The sequence below is a fragment of the Solibacillus isronensis genome (assembly GCF_023715405.1).
GTDB lineage: Bacteria > Bacillota > Bacilli > Bacillales_A > Planococcaceae > Solibacillus > Solibacillus isronensis_B.
The window spans coordinates 505391-529395 of sequence record NZ_JAMBOC010000001.1; the positions used below are offsets into that span (position 1 = coordinate 505391).

The following is a 24005-nucleotide window of genomic DNA, read 5'->3' on the forward strand; positions in this document are numbered from 1 at the left end:
ATGATTGCGCTATTTGCAAGTGTCATTTATTTAGTTCTGTTTTTAATTTTGAAACAGACGATGGACAAGCTGCATTCAATCATTGTCGTCATCGCTTTCTTTATTTTTTTCCAATTTGTTGTCCGAGAGCAACTCATCCCGCTTTGGCAGCGACTCGCAGTTATTTTCAATAATGTTCCATACAGTAAGGGACTGCTTTTCACGGCATTACTCTTTTTGCTGAATGAATTAATCTGTCAGCTATTAGATCAATTTGAATATGAAGCTTTTGCGACATTAGTTACATTGTCCATTCGCATGACCGCAGTGTTATATTGGATCAATCTGCTACAACCGAAATTTCAGCTATTAATCCAATTATTAGAAAGGCTACAGTAATGCAGACAATTTATTCGATTTTTACAGAACCTATTCAATCTTTATTGTTTTCCTTGCTGCTTGTAGCGATTTATATTTTGATGTATTTACTGCTACTTGCTTTAGTACCGAATGAAACCGTGTTGATTGAACAGTTATTTATTATTTTGTTTATCGTAGTATTTGCGCAAAATGTCGTTGATGCCTTTGTTGTGTTGTATGAGCTCATTGCCATACTTCAAAATTTCTTTATGGCTATTTTGCCGATCATGTCATTTATGCTGTTGACGATTCAAACCGTGTTTACGGCGATTGCGTGGAACCCGATTATCATCCTATTTGTCCAAGTTATTTTATTTGTCAGTACAAAAGTAACAATACCTGCTCTTGTCCTCGCACTAGTATTTGATGTATGCACAAAAATATATCCGGCCATTTCCTTTTCAAAAGCTGCAGATTTAATACGTTCCTCCATATTAAGCGTCATGATTGCGTCGGTCGTAGCATTGACTTCAATTTTGACGCTTTCCGGTATCGCCTTTATTCAGCTGAATGATGCATTAAAATCTCCTATCAAAAAATTAATCGAGCAAAATATTCCGCTAATCGGCAGTTTGATTGTTGAAGGACTGTCTTTTTTCCAAAAAACCCAGTCAACCGTATCAACCTTTGTCGGACTGTCCTTTTTAACAATTATTTGGGGTGCGGCTTTTTATCCGGCGACGGTGCTTTTGCTGCATGCCCTGCTGTTTAAAATTATTGGTGCCATTATTGAACCGTTTACAAATATGCGTATGAGCGGTCTGTTTGATGATGTTGGAAAGACGATGTTTGTATTATGTGCAGTTGCATTTTTGCTTGGCTTCGCAATTATGTTTATCGTACTGTTATTTATTTTCTTTATGCAGATGTCCATGGGGGGAAAAACGTGATCCAATTATTTCTTTTTATTTTACTGGGCAGCAGTCTTCTCATCTTTGCCGATGAGCGGCAATGGCAAGTATATGTAAAGCTCGCACTGTATTTATTCGTCGCAAGCACAATTCTTTCATTCTTTGCATAACCGGTTTGTTTCGTTCATACATTATGTTGAAATCTAGTAGAGAAGGGGGCGTATACGCTTAATAATGTGGAAAAGAAACAAGCGAATCGTCCTATCTTATTAATTGTCATTGCCGTAGTATTCATTATCTTTTTATTCATGTTTCTATCACCATCAGAGAAAGGAGAAAGTTATAAGTCGAATGAGGAACAGCTTGCAAAATTATTAAGTGAAATTCAGTCAGTCGGACAAGTTCAGGTTTATTTTCACTATGATCAACAAAGTGAACAGCAATTTTTGTCTGTCTCACAACAGAAAAAGCTATCCGGTGTCATCATCGTGGCACAAGGAGCGAATAGCACCGACGTGAAAACCATGCTAAAGGAAACAGTTGGGCATGTTCTGCAAATTCCGTCGCATCGTATTCAAGTAGTGCCAATGCAAATTAAGGGGGAAAACAAGTGAAAGTGAAAAAGCGAACAGTATGGTTCTTAACAGTAGTAAGTTTAGCTGCGGTAATTTCTGTATTCTATATTTTTGAAGACAATACGCCGAATATTTTAACGATCTTCTCTGATGAAACGATTGATGAAACAGATATTTTAGGGGTTAATCAAAACTTGACACAACCAGTGAACTCAGAAAGCAACTTATTCCAAGAAGTACGTTTAGAATTAGCAAACAAACGCAGCCAACAAAAAGAACAGCTGACACAAAAGATTGCTGCTGATGAATTTACAGCAGAAGAAAAGAATGAGGCATTCAATGAAATGGATGAACTGATCAAATTAGAATCATCAGAAGCGATGCTGGAAATGCTTATTAAATCAATCGGCTATTCAGATGCCCTTGTCCGTATTGAAGGAGATAAAGTTGCTGTACGAGTTATGTCAGATGAAGTATCCGAGAAATTGGCAGATGAAATTTTATACGTTGTGCGCTCTGAATTTAAGGATTATGTAAATGTTAGCGTAGAATTCGAACCTTTTAATTAAAAGGACGTCATATTATAGTAAAGCAGTAAATGTGTTATATAGCAGTTGCAAATATTTTTCTTTGTCTTAATATACGATTGTTCTGCTTTATGCCTATTTTTGAGCTATTTAAAATTATTTGTTTCAAAATAGTCCGAAAAATTATAAAATAGGGTTTGTATTGTTATTACTTTTTTTAAAGGGAGAGTTAAAGATGTTCAAAGTTCAAGAAATCCGAGAAATTATTAAATTAGTAGATGCTTCATCAATCGACGAGTTTGTATATGAAGCGGACGGCGCAAAGGTTAAACTAAAGAAAAACAACGGTGTTACAGAAGTAGCGGCTCCTAAAAAAGTACAAGAAGCAGCACCGGTTGCAGCAGCAGTTGCAGCACCTGCTCCAGTACAAGTGGAAGCGGCACCTGCACCAGCTCCTAAAGCAGAAGCACCAGCAACACCAGTAGAAAACACGGCTGATTTACATAAAATCACGTCTCCAATGGTTGGAACATTCTATCAGTCTCCAAACCCGGAATCACCAGCATATGTAAAAGTAGGCGACAAAGTAGGCGACGAGTCAATCGTATGTATCGTAGAAGCAATGAAATTATTCAACGAAATCGAAGCTGAAATTAAAGGTGAAATCGTAGAAATCTTAGTTCAAGATGGCCAATTAGTAGAATACGGTCAACCATTATTTTTAGTAAAAGCTGAATAAGGAGCGTATATACCAATGAAAAAAGTATTAATCGCAAACCGAGGCGAAATTGCAGTACGTATTATTCGTGCATGTAAAGAGCTAGGTATTCAAACGGTCGCAGTATATTCTGAAGCAGATGCGGATGCATTGCATGTAAAGCTTGCGGATGAAGCATATTGTATCGGACCAAAGTTATCGAAAGATTCGTATTTAAGTTTCCCAGCAGTTTTAGGGGTAGCGCAAAAAACAGGTGCTGACGGAATCCACCCAGGTTATGGTTTCTTGGCGGAAAACGCAGCATTTGCTGAAGCTTGTGAAAACGCGGGTATTAAATTTATCGGTCCTTCTTCGGATGCGATTAAAATCATGGGGATTAAAGATGTTGCACGTGACACAATGGAAGCGGCAAACGTTCCGTTAGTTCCTGGTACAGGCATTGTGCCAAGTATCGAAACAGGTAAAGAATGGGCTGCAAAAATCGGTTACCCAGTCATCATTAAAGCAACTGCTGGTGGTGGCGGTAAAGGGATCCGTGTTGCACGCACAGAAGAAGATCTTGTAAAAGGAATCGAAATTACTCAAAAAGAAGCAGCGGCTGCATTCGGCAACCCTGGTGTGTATTTAGAGAAATTCATCGAGTATTTCCGTCACTGCGAGATCCAAGTGTTAGCGGACAGCCACGGTAATGTTGTACACCTTGGCGAACGTGACTGTACGGTTCAACGCCGTATGCAAAAGCTTGTAGAAGAAGCGCCATCTCCGGCACTATCTGAAGAGCGCCGTGCAGAAATGGGCGAAGCGGCTGTTAAAGCAGCATTAGCTTGTAACTATGAAGGTGCTGGTACTATCGAGTTCATCTACGATTACCAGGAAGATCGCTTCTACTTCATGGAAATGAACACACGTATTCAAGTTGAGCACCCTGTAACAGAAATGATCACAGGTGTTGACTTAGTACAACAACAATTAAAAATCGCTTCTGGTCAAGAACTGCCGTTCAAGCAAGAAGACATCAAAATTAACGGCTGGGCAATTGAATGCCGTATTAACGCCGAAAATGCATACAAAAACTTCATGCCTTCAGCAGGTACTGTAGATACGTATGTAGTACCAGGCGGATATGGTGTGCGTATCGATTCTGCAGTTTATGCAGGTTATACGATCCCACCATACTACGATTCAATGGTCGCAAAATTGATCGTTCATGCTGACACTCGTGAAGAAGCAATCGCGAAAATGAACCGCGCGTTATCGGAATTTGAAGTAGCTGGACCTGGAATTAACACAACAATTCCATTCCACCAAGCTTTAATGAACAACGACGTATTCAAATCAGCGAAATTCAACACGAAGTTCTTGGAAGAGAATGATATTTTAGATGTGAAAGCAAAAGCTTAATCGGCTTTTACTCACGATTTAACCCTCTAATTTTAAATTAGAGGGTTTTTTATATTTTTTTTGAAACTATTTTACAGTTTTACCGTCTGTAGGTGGGATAGCTATTAAAAGACTAAGGGAGGAGGCAAAGAGGCAAATAGCTGTTCAGGGATTATAGTAACCGGAATGTTACCCCTATCTGAAAAGTTTGGTATATGTTAACATATATGTGAATCTTTTAATTTTAGAAAATATAAAAGGAAGTGTAATAAGTACATATGAAAAAAATATTCAAACCATTGTTAGGCGCAATTGCCATTGGTGCGATCACTCTATCTATTAATAATGATAACAACGTATTCGCGAAAGATATAGCAACTGCATGTGACTATGATACGGCATCAAATGTAAACCCGGATTACGCCACTACGAACTGCCTGTTAACTGAAACAGCACTGAATTATAATGTCCCGCCTGAAATTGTTAAGGCAATAGCGGAAGGTGAAAGTGGAAATTGGCGTCATTTCGATAACAACGGCAAAACAATTGTAACTGCTGATAATGGAATTGGCTTAATGCAAATTACAAACCAGGCAGGCTACAATGAAGAAAGATTGAAAAGCGATCTTGTTTATAATATTGAATCGGGTGTGAAAATTCTTGATAAAATGTTTGATCGATCGGATTTACCTAAAATCAATAGTGGTGACAGAGACGACCTGGAATCTTGGTACTTCGCGATCATGGCATATAATGGTACGAAGCCAGTAAATAGCCCGATTGAGCAATCAACTGGTGAAAGAAATGCAAAAGCATATCAGGAAAAGATTCTTGGGTTTGTTGAGAAGTATGAATTAATCGACTTACAAGAGCTGCCTTTTACAAGCGATACTTTCCAATATGACTCTAACAGTAGAGATAATATTAAGTTTTTAGAGATGAACTATAACTTTGATTTACCTTTAACAAAATCAAAGTATTCTTTTGAAAAAAGTCAAAAAGTAAGTGCTACAACGAATGTTACGGTTAGAACAAGACCTACTACGGATAGCCCTTCTAAGGGAACTTTAAGTAAAGGTGAAACGGTTACTATTACAGGTCCTTTTGAATATGAAGAAGTACCTTCGAAGAAAAATCATTTTGTCTGGTATCCGGTGAAAAGAAGTGACGGGTCAGAGGGGTATGTAGCGTCTAGTTATCTAGACTACGCAGAATCAACATTGACACCTGAACCGACACCAACTCCTGTAACACCGGTAGACCCTAATCCGGATTACTCGGAGTATTTTAAAAAATATGCTGACTTCAGTAGTGCAGCTGAGGATATGATATGGGCAATCGATAAAGGTCTAATAAAAGGTTACAGTAATGAATGGTATGCAAAAACAAATAAATTCGAAACGCTTCTAAAACCGAACAGTCCTTTAACAGAATATCACTTCCTAACAATTTTCTTCCGTTATGCTGAAAAAGATGCCTTGGCTAATATTAAGAGCACATCATCATGGGGGAAAAGTAAAGTATACAACTTGGCGAAAAAGCATAATCTGCCTGTGTTGGCAAAGGAAGAACCAAAAGACTTAAGAAATTTAGCGAATGAAGGTATCAAACGCGGGAAACTGGCACAATTGATGGCTTCTTACTACTATGGGAAAACAGTAAGCGAAGAAGCAGCGATTCAATTTTTCATTAAGAATGGGCTTACTGTAAAGCCTAATGTTGAAGAATACGGAAGTGACAAACCTTTAACTCGTGCGCAGATTTCATCGTTTATACAGCGATATGACTCATTCCTATCAAAGCAAAAATAATGAATATTGGAAACGGTTGCGTCCACAGCAACCGTTTTTCTTATTTTATAGCTGTAAAATATCATAATTTGGGTAAAGTATGATAGAAGAAATGAGCAGATTTCAGCAGAAGGATAAAGGAAATTTTTCTCGTTATTTAAAGGAAGAAAAAACTCAAAGAGAGAGCTAAAAGAACAACAAAATAAATTTCTGAAAATAACCAATTTTCCCTATTTAAAAAAATGCTCAGAATGGATTGCATTTTACTATAGAAACGAATATTATATATAAGTTCTTAAAAATTGTTCGTGTTTTGAAAAGAGGATTGCAAATGTTTCAGTTAAAAGAAAATGGGACAACAGTAAAGCGTGAATTATTTGCGGGATTAACGACATTTTTAACGATGGCTTATGTCATCATTGTTAACCCGATTATTTTATCAGGTGCTGGAGTTCCGGTCGATCAAGTATTTATGGCTACAATTATCGCAGCAGTTATCGGAACTGGCTGGATGGCGCTTTGTGCGAACTATCCGATTGCCGTTGCTCCGGGTATGGGATTAAACGCATATTTTACTTATACTGTTGTATTAGCTTCAAATGGAGAGATTACGTATACTACTGCCTTTTCAGCAGTATTTGTTGCAGGTATTATATTTATTATTATTAGTTTAACGCCATTCCGCGAAAAGCTCATTACAGCCATACCGGAAAACCTGAAATTGGCGATTACTGCGGGGATCGGATTATTTATCGCGTTCATCGGGCTGCGTATGTCCGGTATTGTCGTAGCTGATGAATCGAATTTAGTTAAGTTTGGTAATATTTCAGAGCCGGCCCCATTATTGACGTTTATCGGGTTGTTCATTACAGTCGCGTTAATGGCACGTAAAGTGAACGGTGCAATTTTTATCGGGATGATCGTGACTGCAATTATTGCGATGTTCACAGGACAGCTTACAATCGATAAAGTAGTGGCGCTTCCGCATTTACCGGAAGGATTGATCGTATTCAATCCAATAACTGCGATTTCTGAAGTGATTGAATACGGTCTTTACGGTGTGATTTTTTCATTCATTTTAGTTACTTTATTTGATACAACTGGGACGTTAATCGGTGTATCAAAGCAGGCAGGATTATTGAAGGACGGAAAACTTCCGCGTGCACGTAAAGCACTTGTTTCCGATTCACTTGCAACAACTGCTGGTGCGATGTTCGGGACAAGCCCATCAACAGCATATTTGGAATCAGGTTCTGGTGTTGCAGTTGGCGGCCGTACAGGTTTAACTGCATTAACTGTTGCCGTACTGTTCATCATTGCTTCATTTTTCGGACCGCTTGTCGGTTCATTATCAGGTGTTGCTGCTATTACTTCTCCTGCATTAATTATCGTTGGTAGTTTAATGATCGGTGTCGTAAAAAATATGAATTGGGATGAAATTGAAGAATCGTTCCCGGCATTTTTAGTTATTTTATCAATGCCACTTACATCAAGTATTTCTACAGGGATTGCACTCGGTTTTATCAGCTATCCGTTAATTATGCTTGTAAAAGGGCGTGGGCGTGAAGTACATCCGCTCGTATATATTTTTGCCGTTCTGTTTATTTTACAGTTAATCTATTTACCACATTAATAAAAGTGCTGCTTCTTACTGAAGCGGCACTTTTTTTGATTTATGACTTCCTATTATACATAAAAAGGATTATCTAGTTATAAAAGTGGCGCGTCAGGCTCTGTTTTTATTTTAAAAACACAAATGGTTTATTTTCACTTTAAATTGAATACATCTTTTTAGCTTTTCTTTAAATACTAATGCAGAGGAAATCAATTAAGGATGTGATTAAATGCAAAGAAAAAAATGGAAAAGAATTGCTTTTATTTTATTTTTAGTCCTTTTATTTATATTTGCAGCTATGTATGTTTTCAATAGTCTTGGTGAAGCAAAAGGACGGGACTATTATGAAGAAACAGGACAGATTATTTGGGATATTGAAACGGATGAAAAGGTAGTGGCCCTGACATTTGATGATGGGCCGCATCCGAAATATACCGGTCAAATACTCGATTTACTTGAACAATATGAGGCGAAGGGAACGTTTTTTATCGTGGGGCAATTGGCTGAAAAAAGCCCCGAACTCGTTTTGCGGATGCATGAAAGTGGACATGAGATCGCCAATCATACGTACACACATCCTTTTACAAAATCAGTTTCACCCATTATAGAAGAGGTTAATCAAACATCCGATACAATTTTCAGCATAACAGGGGTGAAACCAAATTTATTCCGACCGGTTGAAGGTTATTATACAGATGAACTCGTTAAAGAATCCGTCAAAAATGGCTATAAGATTGTTATGTGGTCATGGCATCAGGATACAGAAGACTGGAAAGATCCAGGTGTAAATAAAATAGTAAATACGGTATTGAACGGTCTTGGAAATGGAAATGTTGTTTTGTTCCATGACGGAGGAGGCAATCGTGAACAGACGGTTCAAGCGTTGGAGAAAATTTTGCCTGAACTAAAAAAACAAGGCTACCGATTTATCACAATTTCACAAATGATCCGATTACAAAATGATACGAAACAACATATCGTAGAGGAGGGGAAATGATGAAATACCGTATTGCATTGATGATGTCGGCCATTTTTATCTTAGGATTTATGCCGGTTGCCGATGCTTCTTCTGAAGAGGACACCACCTTGACAAAAGAACAGCTAATGCAAAAAAGGATGGACTACTATATTCAGCATGAAAATATATTATTGCCCTGGTATTATTTAGCTGCCGTCGATCAGTTTGAACGTAATATTCAGGAAGTGCGAAAGGATATACCAAAACGGGAAAGTGTCATTGCCATTCAATTTTCGGATGAATTTTGGTCCGGTATTTTAAATCCGGCGGGCGATGATACATCCCCGTTTTCAATTGCTTATTTTCATGGAAGTGGTATGGATGGAAATGGAGATGGGGTGGCAGACCGATCCGATGATAGGGATGTGTTGTTTACATTAGCAAAATATTTAAGACAGTATGGCTATGGTGAGGATAATTTTAAGTTGGCATTATGGGACTATTATAAAAATGAACTATCAGTGAATCAAATACTTGTTATTGCAAAATTATATGAGAAATTCGGAACAATCAATTTAGATAATCATACATTTCCGCTAGCAACTTATGCCGATTACAGCTATAGAGGGACATGGGGAGCGAATCGCGGATGGGGTGGCCGAAGAATTCATGAAGGAACAGACATTTTTGCTCCGTACAACACACCGGTCTATTCAACGTCATACGGTGTAATTGAAGTGATGGGCTGGAATCAGTTTGGTGGCTGGCGTGTCGGTATTCGTGATAACCATAACTCGTATCATTATTATGCACACCTCGCTTATTTCCAAAAAGGACTCAAAGAAGGCGATATTGTCGAGGCAGGACAAATTATCGGCTATGTTGGAAGCACAGGGTACGGAAAAGAAGGAACAGCTGGAAAATTCCCTCCACATCTCCATTATGGAATTTATAAATTTAATGGTCGTACAGAGTGGGCATTTGATCCATATCCAGCCTTGGCAAGATGGGAAAAAGAAGCAAAGCAAAGAAAACAATAAAGATGGATTCCATTCTCGCTGTCTATAAAAGTGACGGTATCCCATATTCAATATACATGGACGTTTAGTGGCATTGCTTCTGTTAACAGAAGTTGAATTTCTGAATAAGCTATGAGATCTTTGCTTTTATAGATAGGGGAAATAAAATGAAAAAAAACTTCATTTATTTAGTACTAATCGGTCTTTGTTTACTTACAGGGTGTGAAAAAGCGTCGTATTCTGGTGATTCAGTAACCGGTGAAGAACAGCAAATTGAAGCTTCAACTACCGCACCGTTGCCTGAAAGTGAAGCGATTGTCGGAGAATATCCGCTTATCTATCCAGCTGTCATTACATTGATCGATCCGAGAACAATGGAAATCGTGAAGTCGTTCACACCACAATTATTAGGTTACGGTACGGATGGCGAACTGTACAAAGCTAACGTAAAAAAAATAGCGAGAGATTTAGCCAGAGGGACTAAAGAAAGGACCGGCTATGATCAGATAATGGTGCTTCATAAAGTCGGGGAGAACGGGGACGTTATTGTTGAAGGAAATCCAGGTATCGTATTAAAAGAAAGTGAATTGGTCGACAAAATATTAACAGCTTCACCAAAAGGAGATCATATTTTTTTACCGCTGTATATATTGGAAACTGATCTGGATATAGACATACCTTCCTTAGATGATGTGACCGTTGCATCGTTTACGACTTATTTTAATGGGGCACAAAGCGGAAGAAGTGAAAATATCGAGCTTTCCTCAAATGCCATCCATAATATATTAGTTGGGGATGGAGATTATTTTTCCTTTAACACAATGGTTGGAGAGCGAACGATGGAAAAAGGTTATCAACCGGCACCTGAAATTATTAATAAGGAGCTTGTAATGGGGATTGGTGGTGGAATTTGCCAAACGTCCTCTACATTATTTAATGCCGTCGACCAGTTAGGAATTCGCATTACAGAAAGGCATCACCATTCATTGAACATCGGTTATGTCCCGACAGGCAGGGATGCGACGGTTTCTTACGGATCGCTCGATTTCAAGTTTCAAAATACGAGCGGGGCTCCGTTTTTAATTAAATCGTATTACAGTAAGGGTGCTCTGACAATTGCTATCACAACATCGCATCAATATAAAGAAATATTTAAAAAGTAATGAAATGCTGCTCTTTACACATAAGGGCGGTTTTTTTATTTTATTGGTGTGCCTTGGTGAAAGAACATCCGCCATGTCCCGTTTTCATTGCGCCAAAGGGAACTCCGGTTTTGACTGTTGCCATTCGTGCGATTTGTAGTAACGAATCGGGTTTGCACAAGCTGCTCTGCAATGGGAATTGCCTGGAAATTCGTAACTGTAAATAAACATTCTTCAATACCTTGATCTGTTAATTCATTCAGTAGGAAAGGTTTCTCCATAATGCCTCCGGATGATCCGTATTCTATAAAATCCTCACTCAAAAGGCTGATAAAGTCCTCCTTTTTGTAATACATAAGTTGTTGTTCTAAAAGCAGAAATTGTTTGTTAAGTTCAGTCATAAATAACCCTCCATTCGAATTGACTATCAGTGGAACGATTTTCGATGTAAATCGTTTCTTTACATGGTATGATTTTGTCTTGTAGTTGTAAAGAAGGTTTAAGAAGGTGATTGTTATGTGGGAATCGATAAAATGGTTAATTCCGTCTGTTACCGCACCGACTGTAGCAGATGGTCTGGCGGCTGCTGCAATAATTGTCGTTGGTTTACTCGGCATTCGATTCATGATCCGGCCGCTGCTATTCAAAATCGCGGATTTGTTCAATAAAAAAAATCATCCGGTTTTGGGTGACATTACTAAAAGTGTATATCCATCAATACGTAATGCCATTATTTTCAGCCTGATTGTGATGGCCGCATCCCTATTAGTGGAAGTATGGCTATTTGATAATGCGAAACTCGGTATTTATATCGATTCAGTGTATGTATTTTTTGCGTTTAAAGCGCTGTATGATGTACTCGGTTTTTATTTAAAAAATCCGCACCGTTTTGAAACAGGGAAAGATCAGGATATTTTAACACCGTTTTTTTTAAGGATGAGTAAAGTTGCGGTTATGGTAATTGCCATGTTTACAATTGCGTCACTGTGGAACTTTAATTTAAACGGGTTTTTAACTGCGATTGGATTAACTGGTGTTGCGCTTGCATTTGGTATTCGTGATACGCTCGCACATATATTCGGCGGGATGAGTGTTGCTTTGGATAAACCATTCCAGATCGGGGATTGGGTTATGTCGAGTGACGAAAAAATCGACGGGACGATACAGGATATTAATTTGCGCAGTACGGTCATTCAAACATCCGATAAAGGGACTGTATATGTACCAAACTCGTATTTGGTCAATCGACCGATTTACAATTTGTCGAATCGGACAGAAAGAAAAGTGGAGCATTTCCTGCATATTTCTAATGAAAATAATGAGGGAAGTATTGTGAAATTTATGGAATCGGTACGTGAGCAAATTTCATTACATCCCAAAATCTCGAAAAAAATCATTCATGTGGCGATGGATGAGCTGATGCCGACAAGTTGTCGTATTCTCATCCGATACTTTGTCGAGACGAATGATACAGGTATTATGCTTCAAGTGCGTCAGGAAATATTATTTGTAGCAAAACATTACTGTGAAGTGTATGACATTAAATTAGTTGATCCGAATGACGGACAGTATGCATGGAATAATGGATAACCAGTGCCAAATTTAGAAAATGTGGCGTAACGGTTCTACATCCAGTCTATAATTGTAGTATACTGAACATAAGGATTTAAAGTAACAAGCGTTAGAAATCCATTAGTTTACATAAGAGAGGATGTATCGCAAATGGCTGAGAAACAACAAGTAGCATTCGTACAACCAACACCGGTTGGTAAAGAAGAATTAGGGAAGATTGAAGTCGCGCCAGAAGTAATTGAAGTTATCGCAGGTATCGCTGCAACAGAAGTGGAAGGAATCGCAGCAACACGCGGAAATTTCGCATCAGGTGTTGCCGAGCGTTTCGGTAAAAAAGTCCATTCGAAAGGCATCAAGTCAGCGATGTCTGAAGAAGGCAATATTGTCATTGATGTATTCTGCACTGTAAAATATGGTTATGCCATTCCTAAAGTGGCGAAAGAAGTGCAAACAACGATTCGACAAGCCATTTTAAATATGACAGCCATCGAAACAAGCGAAGTGAACATCCACATTACAGGGATCCAGTTCGAAACTTCAAAAGACGCAGAATAATCGTATAAACATGAACCGAGCTCAATTAAATTGAGGCTCGGTTTTTTTTTCGTCCCCTAAAGAGCTAAGGCTTTAATTTAAAATGTTTTTTCATATTTTTGTGAATTTTAGGATATGAACAAGGTGAAAATAGGGTATAGATTTAAAGCTTCATTTGGTAAGGAGGAAAACGGTATGGGAAACTTTTCTGCAAATGCAAGAGAGCGACTGAAAAAAACATTTATAGAAGACACCTTTGATCTATTTGTTATTGGTGGGGGTATTACAGGTGCAGGGATTGCACTTGATGCAGCAACACGAGGGCTGAAAGTAGGGTTGGCAGAAATGCAGGACTTTGCGGAAGGAACGAGTAGCCGATCGACAAAACTTGTGCACGGCGGCCTGCGATACTTAAAACAATTCGAAATAAAAGAGGTTGCAGAGCTTGGTCGAGAGCGGGCAATTGTTTATGAAAACGGACCACATGTAACAACACCTGTATGGATGTTGCTTCCCTTCCATAAAGGAGGGACATTTGGTTCGTTTTCGACAGCGCTTGGATTGAAAGTATACGACATTTTAGCGAATGTCAAAAAGGATGAACGACGTTTTATGCTTTCTGCAGATGAAACGATTGCCCGTGAACCACTTATTAAAAAGGACGGTCTACTCGGTGGCGGCGTTTATGTCGAATATCGTACAGACGATGCGCGACTGACAATTGAAGTAATGAAGGCAGCTGTTGCCAACGGGGCAATCGCAATGAATCACTTGAAAGTTGTCGGTATTGAAGCAAATAACGTGGCCTTTTCTAAAGTGACAGTGGAAGATCAACTCACTGGCGAACAATATGAAATTCGAGCAAAGAAAGTCGTCAATGCGGCAGGACCATGGGTTGATGATGTACGAAAATTAGATGGGGAACTTAATAATAAACATCTTATTTTATCAAAAGGTGTGCATCTCGTTTTCGACGAGGATGATTTCCCGCTGCAGCAGGCGATCTATTTTGATACCGAAAAAGATGGACGTATGATTTTTGCGATTCCGCGGGATGGCAAAGCATATGTAGGAACAACAGATACATTTTATGAAGGGGATCCTGCAGACCTAAAAGTAACAAAAGAGGATCGACAATATATTATGGATGCGATTCATTATATGTTCCCTCAACTGCAGCTGACAGAAGATAAAATCGAATCGGCATGGGCAGGGGTAAGACCGCTTATCCACGAAGAAGGTAAGGGACCGTCGGAAATTTCACGTAAAGATGAAATTTGGCAATCGGAAAGTGGACTGATAACGATTGCAGGAGGAAAGCTGACAGGCTATCGTAAAATGGCGGAAAAAATTGTCGATCTTGTCGTAAAACAATTAAACGACGAATATCAGATGATATACGGCAAATCCATTACAAAAAATCTTCCTATTTCGGGCGGGGAAACGAGCGGCTCGAAATTTTTTGAATCGTTTGTTGAAAAACGGACGGAGAAAGGCCAGGACCTTGGGTTAACGGAAGAGAAGAGCCGTTATTTAGCAAAATTCTACGGTACTAATGTTGACAAAGTATTCGATTATATTAAACAGGCAAAAGGGAACTTACCGCCGATCGTTTACGGTCAGCTGTACTATGCGATAAACGAGGAAAGTGCATGTACTCCGTCCGACTTTTTCGTACGTCGTACCGGTGCACTACTATTTAATATCCACCTAGTGAAACAATATAAACAGCTTGTTATTGATGAAATGAGCGACTACCTAAACTGGACAGCAGAAGAAAAGCAGCAGCATACAGACCAACTAGAACAGGAACTATTAGACGTAACAATGAATTAGTGAAAAGAGGCGAAGGGAATGTCAACATTTTTAGCAGAATTAGTAGGAACGATGATCTTAATTATTTTAGGAGGCGGGGTTGTTGCTGGTTCCTTGCTGAAATTTTCCAAAGCGGAAAATAGCGGCTGGGTCGTAATTACGATCGCCTGGGGTTTTGCCGTGGCAATCGCGGCATATACTGTAGGCGGAATAAGTGGTGCCCACTTAAACCCTGCATTGACAATAGCATTTGCAACAATTGGTGACTTCCCATGGGCGGATGTTCCGATGTATATTATTGCACAAATATTAGGAGCCATTATCGGCGCAATTATCGTATATATTGCCTATTTGCCACACTGGTCACAAACGAAAGATCAAGATGCAAAATTAGCCGTTTTTGCTACAATTCCTGCCATTCGTCATCCTTTGGCAAACATGGTAACAGAAATGATAGGGACTTTTATATTATTATTAGGAATTTTGGCATTAGGTGGTAATTCATTGGCGGATGGTATTAATCCGTTGCTTGTTGGTATTATTGTGATCGCCATAGGTATGAGTTTAGGCGGACCTACAGGCTATGCTATCAACCCTGCCCGTGATTTAGGACCCCGCATCGCGCATTTCTTCTTACCGATACCAGGTAAGCGAGATTCGGACTGGTCTTATGCCTTTGTGCCAATTGTCGGGCCGATTATAGGTGGCGTTACAGGCGCACTGTTTTACAAACAATTCTTTTTAAATGAAAATTCAGTGGCATTTTGGTTGTTTACAACATTATTTGTTGTCATTTGTGTCATTGCATTTATCACACAATCTAAATCCGCTAAAAAGGAGATCGTATAATGGACAAGTATATTATGGCGTTAGATCAGGGTACGACGAGTTCACGTGCCATTTTATTCAATAAAAAAGGGGATATCGTTCATACAGCACAACAGGAATTTAAACAATATTTCCCGAAATCGGGTTGGGTTGAGCATAATGCAAAGGAAATTTGGAGTTCGATTTTATCGGTAATCGCGAAAGTATTATCGGAAAATAATATTCAGGCGTCACAAATCGAAGGAGTCGGGATTACAAACCAGCGCGAAACGACTGTTGTGTGGGATAAAAATACGGGTGAACCGGTATATAATGCCATCGTATGGCAATCACGCCAAACTGCGGAAATTTGTGATTCTTTAAAGGAAGCAGGGCATAATGAGCTGTTCCGTAATAAAACCGGTTTGCTCATCGATGCTTATTTTTCTGGCACGAAAGTAAAATGGATACTGGACAATGTAAAAGGAACACGAGAAAAAGCGGAAGCGGGTGACCTTTTATTCGGAACAATTGATACATGGATTATTTGGAAGCTTACAGAAGGAGCTGTTCATGTGACAGACTACTCGAATGCTTCGCGAACATTAATGTATAATATTTACGAATTAAAGTGGGATGAGGAATTGCTGAACATTTTAGGTGTTCCTGCATCAATGCTTCCGGAAGTAAAACCGTCCTCAGAAATATACGGGGAAATTGCGGGTAATCACTTCTTTGGTCACCGTGTACCAATCGCGGGTATCGCCGGAGACCAGCAGGCAGCATTATTCGGTCAAGCTTGCTATGAACAAGGAATGGTAAAAAATACTTACGGTACCGGTTGTTTCATGCTGATGAATACAGGTGAGGAAGCGGTAAAATCGGAGCACGGCCTACTTACAACTATCGCGTGGGGCTATGACGGAAAAGTGACATATGCACTTGAAGGAAGTATCTTTGTAGCAGGTTCTGCAATTCAGTGGCTTCGTGACGGGCTTCGTATGTTCCGGAAATCTTCTGAAAGTGAAGCGTATGCAGCACGTGTAAAAGATACGGATGGTGTGTATGTTGTACCGGCATTTGTCGGATTGGGAACACCGTATTGGGAAAGTGAAGTGCGCGGTGCAGTATTCGGTTTAACACGCGGCACATCGAAGGAACATTTTATCCGTGCGACATTGGAGTCACTTGCCTATCAAACCCGCGATGTATTGTCAGCGATGGAATCAGATTCAGGCATCGAATTAATGAAATTACGCGTTGACGGTGGTGCTGTTATGAACGACTTTTTAATGCAATTCCAGTCGGATATTTTAAACGTGCCTGTTGAACGTCCTTCAATCAATGAAACAACGGCACTTGGCGCAGCCTATTTAGCAGGTTTGGCTGTCGGGTTCTGGGAGAATCTCGACGAAGTGCAACATCATTGGCAACTTAATCGCCAATTCGAGCCGGAAATGGATGAAGAGCAGCGCGAAACATTATTTACAGGATGGCACAAAGCTGTTAAAGCCGCACAGGCGTTTAAGTGATAAAATTTACTAGAAAATAATTGACCTTCAAATCGATCGGCAGCAGCTTCCTATTCTCTATTGGAATTATGCTATAATAGGTCATTATCTAGTTGAGGAGTTAAAATGATATGAGCAAAGATTATATTCGTATAGCAAATGAAGAAGATTTAAATTTGATTAACGCTTACTTTAAGCAAGCCTTGGCACATTATGAAGAAGTAGGAGAGCTGATGGCGATGCAGGACATCCGTTATTTCCTGGAAAATATGGAGCACTTTCAGTTTTACGTAATAAAAGAAACGGCTGAACAAATTACGTACCTATTTGAATTCCCGGAATCAGGAAACGATAAGCGCGAAACAGGCACGCTGACGATTCCGTTACAGAATAATTAATATCACCTTATAATATAAGATGCCTTCAGTAAGTTTTATAACGAGTTGATTGGAATGGAGGGGAGGCGACTCCAGCAGGAATAGCGTGACGCCTGCGGAAAGCGTCCGACCCGCAATGGAAATCAACTACCTAATATAAAAACCAGGTATTTTATTAACGAAAATAATATAGACGACATGTTGATTTATCTCAAACATGTCGTTTTTTTATCGCAAATTTCACCATTTTAAGGAAGAATACAAAAATCTCTTTTTGCAGCCAAAAATTTTCTGTCAAACTGTGCGATGCCTTGCAAAATATGCTATGATAACAAGTAATGCTACTTATGAAGGAGAGCTATTATTTATGAAACGAACAGAGGCGCGTCAAAAAGCGTTACAAGCTTTGTTTCAGTTAGACAGCACAGAATTAACAATAGAAGAGGCGATTGGCCATGTTCTTGAAGAAGAACAAAAATCAAATGCCTTTTTGGAGCAATTAGTTCGTGGGACAACTGAAAATCTCGAAGCAATTGATGCAGCGCTAGAAAAAAACCTAGAAAAATGGACGATTAACCGTCTGCCAAAAATTGAAAGAACAATTTTACGTTTAGCTGTATATGAATTATTATACGCAGAAGAAACGCCAAACAAAGTTATTATGAACGAAGCAATCGAGCTTTCCAAAACATTCGGTGACGAGAAATCTAGCAAGTTCGTCAATGGTGTACTTTCGAAATTTACTGAGCAATAAATCAACAAATGTATTCAATTCTATAAAGATTAATATATCAAGATTTAACTGGTAGGTTGTCAGAACAAGCGTCAGTGTTTATTGAAAATACAAGCAGCAGGCAGCCTTTCCGATTGTCGTAATCACTGGAAGGAGCAACAACATGTCAAGCGTAATTATTAATGGTAAAGAAATCGGTCAAGAAATTCGAACAGGGGTCGCTACTCGTGTAAAGGCGCTAAAAGAAAAAGGGATCACACCCGGTTTAGCTGTCATTTTAGTAGGAGACAATCCCGCATCCAAAACATACGTAGCCAACAAGCAAAAGTCTTGTGAGCAGATTGGGATGTATTCGGAACTTGTCAAACTCCCTGAAGATATTTCAGAACAGGCTTTACTTGAAAAAATTCGTGAATTAAACGAACGTGCTTCAATTCACGGTATTCTCGTTCAGCTTCCATTACCGAAACATATCAACGAGGATAAAGTAATCCAAACGATCTCTCCGGAGAAAGACGTGGATGGATTCTCACCGATTAGTGTAGGGAAAATGATGCTTGGACAGGATACATACTTGCCATGTACTCCTTATGGGGTTATGAAAATGCTCGAATATGCGGGAATAGATGTTGCAGGAAAGCATGCAGTCATCGTTGGACGCAGCCATATTGTCGGGAAACCGATGGGACAACTACTGCTGCAAAAAGACGCAACAGTAACGTATACACATTCTAAAACACCGGATTTACCGTCCTTTACGAAACAGGCGGATATTTTAATCGCTGCTGTCGGTCGTGCGAACTTTATTACAAGTGAGCATATTAAAGAAGGTGCAGTTGTTATCGATGTAGGGATTAACCGAAATGAAGACAACCGTTTATGCGGTGATGTTGATTTTGAAGATGTTCTAGGAATTGCTTCACATATTACACCCGTTCCAGGCGGTGTCGGTCCAATGACGATTACGATGTTACTGGAAAACACAGTACAAGCAGCTGAAAAAGAGTTAGAACGTCAAGAGAATTAATCTAACTTCAAAAATCACGATTTTGATGTAGATCAAAATCGTGATTTTTAGCTTATAGGGTACAATAAGGAATACTTAAGGATAAATATTTCGCTTATTTTTCCTCTTTATTTAATGATGAACCGGCAATTCTGCCGTTGCATCAAAAATCACTTATACAAAAAAAGAACTACCGTAAAGGAGCAATACGTTTATGACATCGAATTCTTATTTATCCGTAAAAGCATTAACTAAATATATTAAACGAAAATTTGATGCCGATCCGCATTTACGTGATGTGTACGTAACGGGAGAGCTTTCAAATGTAAAAGTACATAGTTCAGGTCATATTTATTTTACGCTGAAAGATGACAGTTCACGTATTAACGCAACGATGTTCCGTTCACAGGCTTCGAAACTTTCCTTTAAGCCTGAAGAAGGAATGAAAGTTTTTATACGGGGCGATGTGAATGTCTATGAAGCAAGCGGCGCGTATCAGCTTTATGCACAGACGATGGAGCCGGACGGGATTGGCGGATTATTCGTCGCTTTTAATCAATTGAAAGAACGTCTTCAAAAAGAAGGTCTATTCAACCCGAATTTCAAGCAGCCGATTCCGCAATTTCCGAAAACGATCGGTGTTTTAACGGCGACGACCGGTGCTGCCATTCGCGATATATGCACAACGATTAACCGCCGATATCCGCAGGCTGAAATTTTAATCTATCCGACGCTCGTACAAGGTGCAGGTGCGGCTCCAAACATTACAGAGAATATTTATTTAGCGAACCGCCATGGATTGTGTGATGTACTTATTGTTGGTCGTGGTGGCGGATCAATTGAAGATTTATGGGCATTCAATGAAGAGATCGTCGCACGGGCTATTTTTGAAAGTCAAATTCCGGTTATTAGTGCTGTCGGACATGAAACCGATACGACGATTGCAGATTTTGTCGCGGATTTGCGTGCACCGACACCAACTGCTGCGGCAGAACTGGCTGTCCCGAATCAGCAGCAGCTGTATCTGCAAATACTTCATCATCAGTCGATACTTCATCAAATGATGACGTCAAAGCTCAATTTTGAACGCAATCGCTTAACGAAACTGCAAAATTCCTATCCGCTTGCAACACCTGAGCGATTGTATCGTCCTTTTATTGAAAGGTTAATTCAGGTGGACTTATCACTGCAAAATGCAACGAAGCTTTATATGATGAATGAAAAATCAAAATTGCAGACAATAGACAGCAAGATGAAGCTGTATTCGCCGGTACATCAGTTAACTGCAGCCAAACAGCAGCTTACACACCGTACGCAAACATTAACGAATCGAATGCAGCAACAGCTTGCACAAAATAAAGTCGCTTTTACAAATCAGCTGCGTATGCTGGAGGCGTTAAATCCGCTCGCATTAATGAGCAAAGGCTTCAGCGTGGCATATAAAGAGGAAAACGTAGTAAAATCAGTTCACGAGCTGGAAAAAGGCGACGTGATTCAAGTGACGTTTCAGGATGGATATGCCGAAGCGAAAATTGAGAAAAAGCATGTGCAAAAGGAAGGGGAAGCAAAGTGACAAAACCGACATTTGCGACAGCAATGACAGAATTAGAAGAAGTTGTACGTAAACTTGAACAAGGAGATGTTCCACTGGAAGAAGCCATTGACCTTTACAAAAAAGGTATGGAACTATCAAAACTTTGTCATGATACACTGCAAAACGCAGAACAACAATTAATTTCAATCGTTGGAGAAGATGGTGAAAAGAAAGCTTTCCAACAAGGAAATGGAGAAGACTAACAGATGGAAAACACGTTAAAGCAGTTTATTGATCATAATATACCGCAGCTGGAAACGACAATGTATAAACTTGTTGAATCAATACAAGCACCGGCACATTTAAAAGAATCGATGCTGTATTCATTAAAAGCAGGAGGCAAACGAATTCGTCCGTTATTTGTTGTGGCGGTTTGCGACATGTACAATCAGTCTCTTGAGGCAAGTTATTCTGTAGGCTCTGCTGTTGAAATGATCCATACGTATTCGTTAATCCATGATGACCTGCCAAGTATGGATGATGATGAATTACGCCGAGGCAAGCCAACGAATCATGTTGTTTATGGGGAAGCATTGGCAACTTTGGCTGGTGATGCATTAAACACATTGGCATTTGGTGTCATCGCACGTCTAAATAATCTTTCTGCAGAAAAACGCATTGAGCTTGTTAACCTGTTAAGTATTGCGGCAGGTGCTGAAGGTATGGTCGGCGGACAAGTGCTTGATATGGACGGAGAAAAACGTCTATTAAATTTACAGGAGCTTGAAACGGTTCATGTAAATAAAACAGGCGCATTACTTCGTTTTAGTATTGAAGCAGGTGCCGTGCTGGCAAATGCAAGTAGTTCTGATCGTGAAGCATTAGTGGAATATGCGCACCATATCGGTTTAGCCTTCCAAATTCAAGATGATATTTTAGATATTGAGGGAACTTCGGAACAGCTAGGGAAAACAGCAGGAAAAGACGTTGCAAGCGAAAAAAGTACATACCCTGCTTTACTTACATTAGACGGTGCAAAGCAAAAGCTGGATCAGCATTATGAACTGGCGATTGAAGCATTGCAAAAAATCGACACTGATACGATATTGCTTCGACAATTTGCACAGTATATTGTGAGACGTAGTAACTAAAATGTGTTAAACTTTTGTCTTGTGTTGTACATTGATATAATAGAAAAATCACAACGGTGAATAAACTGATGAAAAGGTGTGTGGATGAGATGGATTTAACGAAAATTTCTAGTCCATCCTTTTTGAAAGACTTGAATAAAAAGCAACTAGAAGCGCTGGCTGTAGAAATTCGCGCTTTTCTGATCGAAAAATGTTCAATTACGGGTGGTCATATTGGCCCGAATTTAGGTGTCGTTGAGCTGACGATTGCACTGCATAAAGCTTTTAACAGTCCAAAGGATAAATTTTTATGGGATGTCGGGCATCAAGCATATGTCCACAAAATTTTAACAGGCCGGGCAAGTCAATTTGACACATTGCGTCAATTTAAAGGACTATGCGGTTTCCCGAAGCTTGTCGAAAGTGAACACGATATGTGGGAAACAGGGCATAGTTCCACATCTTTATCTGCAGCGATGGGTATGGCTGCGGCGAGAGATATTAAAGGGGACAAAAACTTTGTTGTTCCGATTATCGGTGATGGTGCACTGACAGGCGGTATGGCACTGGAAGCATTGAACCATATTGGTCATGAAAAAACGAATATGATCGTTATTTTAAATGATAACGAAATGTCGATTGCACCGAACGTTGGGGCATTGCATGACGTTTTAGGACGTCTGCGTACGGCAAAGGAATATTCACGTGCAAAAGAAGATTTGGAATCATTAATTCACAAAATTCCAATGGTTGGCGACAAGCTGGCCGCTACTGCAGAACGTGTGAAAGACAGCCTAAAGTATTTAGTTGTATCAGGTGTATTCTTTGAGGAATTAGGATTCAAATATTTAGGTCCGATTGATGGGCATGATTTTGAGGCACTGGAAAAAACATTGGAATATGCGAAAAAAGTACAAGGTCCTGTACTTGTCCATGTGTTGACGAAAAAAGGTAAAGGCTACAAACCTGCCGAAGACGATACAATCGGTACTTGGCATGGTACGGGTCCATATAAAATGGAAACAGGTGCTTTCGTAAAATCTTCAACAAAAGGTCCAGCGTGGAGCAGCTTAGTCGCAGAATCGGTTCGTAAATGCATGAAGGAAGATAACCGGATTGTTACGATTACACCGGCAATGCCTGTCGGTTCAAAACTTGAAGGCATTCAAAAAGACTTCCCGAATCGCTTCTTTGATGTAGGGATTGCCGAACAGCATGCAACAACAATGGCGGCAGGTCTTGCAACACAGCAAATGAAACCGTTTTTATCAATTTATTCGACGTTTTTACAGCGTGCGTATGACCAGGTGCTGCATGATATTGCACGCCCGAATTTAAATGTTTTCATCGGTATTGACCGTGCAGGCCTTGTTGGCGCGGACGGCGAAACACATCAAGGCGTATTTGATGTTTCGTTTTTACGTCATATCCCGAATATCGTCCTGATGATGCCTAAAGATGAAAATGAAGGTCAGCATATGGTGAAAACTGCAATTGATTATAATGATGGTCCAATCGCGCTTCGTTACCCTCGCGGCAATGGCTTAGGTGTTGAAATGGATGCGGAAATGAAAGCACTGCCGATCGGTTCATGGGAAGTGTTACGTGAAGGCTCAGATGCAGTTATTCTGACATTCGGTACAACGATTCCAATGGCATTGAAGGCAGCGGAACAGCTGGCATACCAAGGTATTGATGTACGTGTTGTTAATGCACGTTTCATTAAACCGATGGATGAAGTAATGCTGCATGAAATTATGCAGGAAAACTTGCCGATTTTAACAATTGAAGAATCATTGCTACAAGGTGGATTTGGTAGTGCAGTGGTGGAATTTGCAATTGATAAAAAATACCGCAATGTTCAAATTGAACGTATCGGGATTCCGGATGAATTTATCGAGCATGGTGAAGTTGATTTATTATTGGAAGAAATAAACGTGACAGCTGAAGAAGCGGTAAAACGTATTACACAGCTAGTACCGAATAAACAATCGGATAGGGTTTAATAAAGA

Annotated in this window: 25 protein-coding genes; 24 read left to right on the forward strand and 1 reads right to left on the reverse strand. The window is 39.6% G+C overall.

The window, feature by feature from the left end; all coding sequences use genetic code 11:
* The 12 genes from M3166_RS02480 to M3166_RS02530 all read left to right on the forward strand — a co-directional run bounded on the left by M3166_RS02480 (position 1) and on the right by M3166_RS02530 (position 10995).
* Positions 1–378, forward strand: a complete 378-nt coding sequence (locus M3166_RS02480) for a pyruvate formate-lyase (protein ID WP_251687022.1) — start codon at positions 1–3, stop codon at positions 376–378.
* Entirely contained in the window at positions 378–1289 is a 912-nt protein-coding gene (locus M3166_RS02485; RefSeq protein WP_251687024.1) for a stage III sporulation protein AE, read from the forward strand. The genes M3166_RS02480 and M3166_RS02485 overlap by 1 nt, the downstream gene beginning before the upstream one ends.
* Positions 1286–1420 carry a hypothetical protein gene (locus M3166_RS19295; RefSeq protein ID WP_285848697.1) on the forward strand — a complete coding sequence of 45 codons (135 nt, stop codon included), beginning with the start codon at positions 1286–1288 and terminating at the stop codon, positions 1418–1420. The genes M3166_RS02485 and M3166_RS19295 overlap by 4 nt, the downstream gene beginning before the upstream one ends.
* 66 nt (positions 1421–1486) lie before the next feature.
* Positions 1487–1864: a hypothetical protein gene (locus M3166_RS02490; RefSeq protein ID WP_251687026.1), complete on the forward strand. Its 378-nt coding sequence runs from the start codon at positions 1487–1489 to the stop codon at positions 1862–1864.
* Positions 1861–2394, forward strand: coding sequence for a SpoIIIAH-like family protein (locus M3166_RS02495; protein WP_251687028.1), 534 nt, complete (start codon positions 1861–1863; stop codon positions 2392–2394). Before M3166_RS02490 ends, M3166_RS02495 begins: the two co-directional genes overlap by 4 nt.
* A 193-nt stretch (positions 2395–2587) precedes the next feature.
* Positions 2588–3091, forward strand: coding sequence for an acetyl-CoA carboxylase biotin carboxyl carrier protein (accB, locus tag M3166_RS02500; RefSeq protein ID WP_251687030.1), 504 nt, complete (start codon positions 2588–2590; stop codon positions 3089–3091).
* Between the two features lie 15 nt (positions 3092–3106).
* Positions 3107–4471 (forward strand): acetyl-CoA carboxylase biotin carboxylase subunit, encoded by a 1365-nt coding sequence (accC, locus tag M3166_RS02505; RefSeq protein ID WP_251687032.1) that lies wholly within the window; start codon positions 3107–3109, stop codon positions 4469–4471.
* 257 nt (positions 4472–4728) lie between these two features.
* A complete protein-coding gene (locus M3166_RS02510) occupies positions 4729–6261 on the forward strand; it encodes an SH3 domain-containing protein (RefSeq protein ID WP_251687034.1) in 1533 nt (510 codons plus the stop codon).
* 310 nt (positions 6262–6571) lie between these two features.
* Entirely contained in the window at positions 6572–7873 is a 1302-nt protein-coding gene (locus tag M3166_RS02515) for an NCS2 family permease (protein WP_079527624.1), read from the forward strand.
* Positions 7874–8084: 211 nt separating this feature from the next.
* Complete coding sequence (locus M3166_RS02520) at positions 8085–8852, forward strand: polysaccharide deacetylase family protein (RefSeq protein WP_251687036.1); 768 nt, start codon at positions 8085–8087, stop codon at positions 8850–8852.
* On the forward strand, positions 8852–9853 hold the full coding sequence (locus M3166_RS02525; RefSeq protein ID WP_251687038.1) for a M23 family metallopeptidase: 1002 nt from the start codon (positions 8852–8854) through the stop codon (positions 9851–9853). The genes M3166_RS02520 and M3166_RS02525 overlap by 1 nt, the downstream gene beginning before the upstream one ends.
* Before the next feature lie 146 nt (positions 9854–9999).
* Positions 10000–10995, forward strand: a complete 996-nt coding sequence (locus M3166_RS02530; RefSeq protein WP_251687040.1) for a VanW family protein — start codon at positions 10000–10002, stop codon at positions 10993–10995.
* Positions 10996–11030: 35 nt separating this feature from the next.
* On the opposite strand, the gene M3166_RS02535 is transcribed toward M3166_RS02530, so the two are convergent.
* Complete coding sequence (locus M3166_RS02535) at positions 11031–11375, reverse strand: DUF4440 domain-containing protein (protein ID WP_251687042.1); 345 nt, start codon at positions 11373–11375, stop codon at positions 11031–11033.
* A gap of 115 nt (positions 11376–11490) precedes the next feature.
* Here M3166_RS02535 and M3166_RS02540 point away from each other — a divergent pair, with 115 nt between their 5' ends.
* The 12 genes from M3166_RS02540 (at position 11491) to dxs (ending at position 23999) form a co-directional block, all read left to right on the forward strand.
* Complete coding sequence (locus M3166_RS02540) at positions 11491–12564, forward strand: mechanosensitive ion channel family protein (RefSeq protein WP_251687044.1); 1074 nt, start codon at positions 11491–11493, stop codon at positions 12562–12564.
* 132 nt (positions 12565–12696) lie between these two features.
* Positions 12697–13101 carry an Asp23/Gls24 family envelope stress response protein gene (locus M3166_RS02545; protein ID WP_008404246.1) on the forward strand — a complete coding sequence of 135 codons (405 nt, stop codon included), beginning with the start codon at positions 12697–12699 and terminating at the stop codon, positions 13099–13101.
* A gap of 174 nt (positions 13102–13275) precedes the next feature.
* On the forward strand, positions 13276–14916 hold the full coding sequence (locus M3166_RS02550) for a glycerol-3-phosphate dehydrogenase/oxidase (RefSeq protein ID WP_251687046.1): 1641 nt from the start codon (positions 13276–13278) through the stop codon (positions 14914–14916).
* An 18-nt stretch (positions 14917–14934) separates the two neighbouring features.
* The gene (locus M3166_RS02555) at positions 14935–15744 is read left to right on the forward strand and encodes an MIP/aquaporin family protein (protein WP_079527606.1); all 810 of its coding nucleotides are present in this window, start codon (positions 14935–14937) and stop codon (positions 15742–15744) included.
* Positions 15744–17234: a glycerol kinase GlpK gene (gene glpK / locus M3166_RS02560; protein ID WP_251687048.1), complete on the forward strand. Its 1491-nt coding sequence runs from the start codon at positions 15744–15746 to the stop codon at positions 17232–17234. Before M3166_RS02555 ends, glpK begins: the two co-directional genes overlap by 1 nt.
* Before the next feature lie 110 nt (positions 17235–17344).
* Positions 17345–17611 carry an aminopeptidase gene (locus M3166_RS02565; protein WP_251687050.1) on the forward strand — a complete coding sequence of 89 codons (267 nt, stop codon included), beginning with the start codon at positions 17345–17347 and terminating at the stop codon, positions 17609–17611.
* A gap of 346 nt (positions 17612–17957) precedes the next feature.
* Positions 17958–18344 (forward strand): transcription antitermination factor NusB, encoded by a 387-nt coding sequence (gene nusB, locus M3166_RS02570; protein WP_251687052.1) that lies wholly within the window; start codon positions 17958–17960, stop codon positions 18342–18344.
* Positions 18345–18486: 142 nt separating this feature from the next.
* The gene (gene folD, locus M3166_RS02575) at positions 18487–19350 is read left to right on the forward strand and encodes a bifunctional methylenetetrahydrofolate dehydrogenase/methenyltetrahydrofolate cyclohydrolase FolD (RefSeq protein WP_251687054.1); all 864 of its coding nucleotides are present in this window, start codon (positions 18487–18489) and stop codon (positions 19348–19350) included.
* A gap of 193 nt (positions 19351–19543) precedes the next feature.
* Positions 19544–20902 carry an exodeoxyribonuclease VII large subunit gene (gene xseA / locus M3166_RS02580; protein WP_251687056.1) on the forward strand — a complete coding sequence of 453 codons (1359 nt, stop codon included), beginning with the start codon at positions 19544–19546 and terminating at the stop codon, positions 20900–20902.
* A complete protein-coding gene (gene xseB / locus M3166_RS02585) occupies positions 20899–21126 on the forward strand; it encodes an exodeoxyribonuclease VII small subunit (protein ID WP_008404237.1) in 228 nt (75 codons plus the stop codon). Before xseA ends, xseB begins: the two co-directional genes overlap by 4 nt.
* 3 nt (positions 21127–21129) lie before the next feature.
* Positions 21130–22014, forward strand: a complete 885-nt coding sequence (locus tag M3166_RS02590) for a polyprenyl synthetase family protein (RefSeq protein WP_251687058.1) — start codon at positions 21130–21132, stop codon at positions 22012–22014.
* Between the two features lie 89 nt (positions 22015–22103).
* Positions 22104–23999, forward strand: a complete 1896-nt coding sequence (gene dxs / locus M3166_RS02595; RefSeq protein ID WP_251687060.1) for a 1-deoxy-D-xylulose-5-phosphate synthase — start codon at positions 22104–22106, stop codon at positions 23997–23999.
* Positions 24000–24005 lie beyond the last annotated feature (6 nt).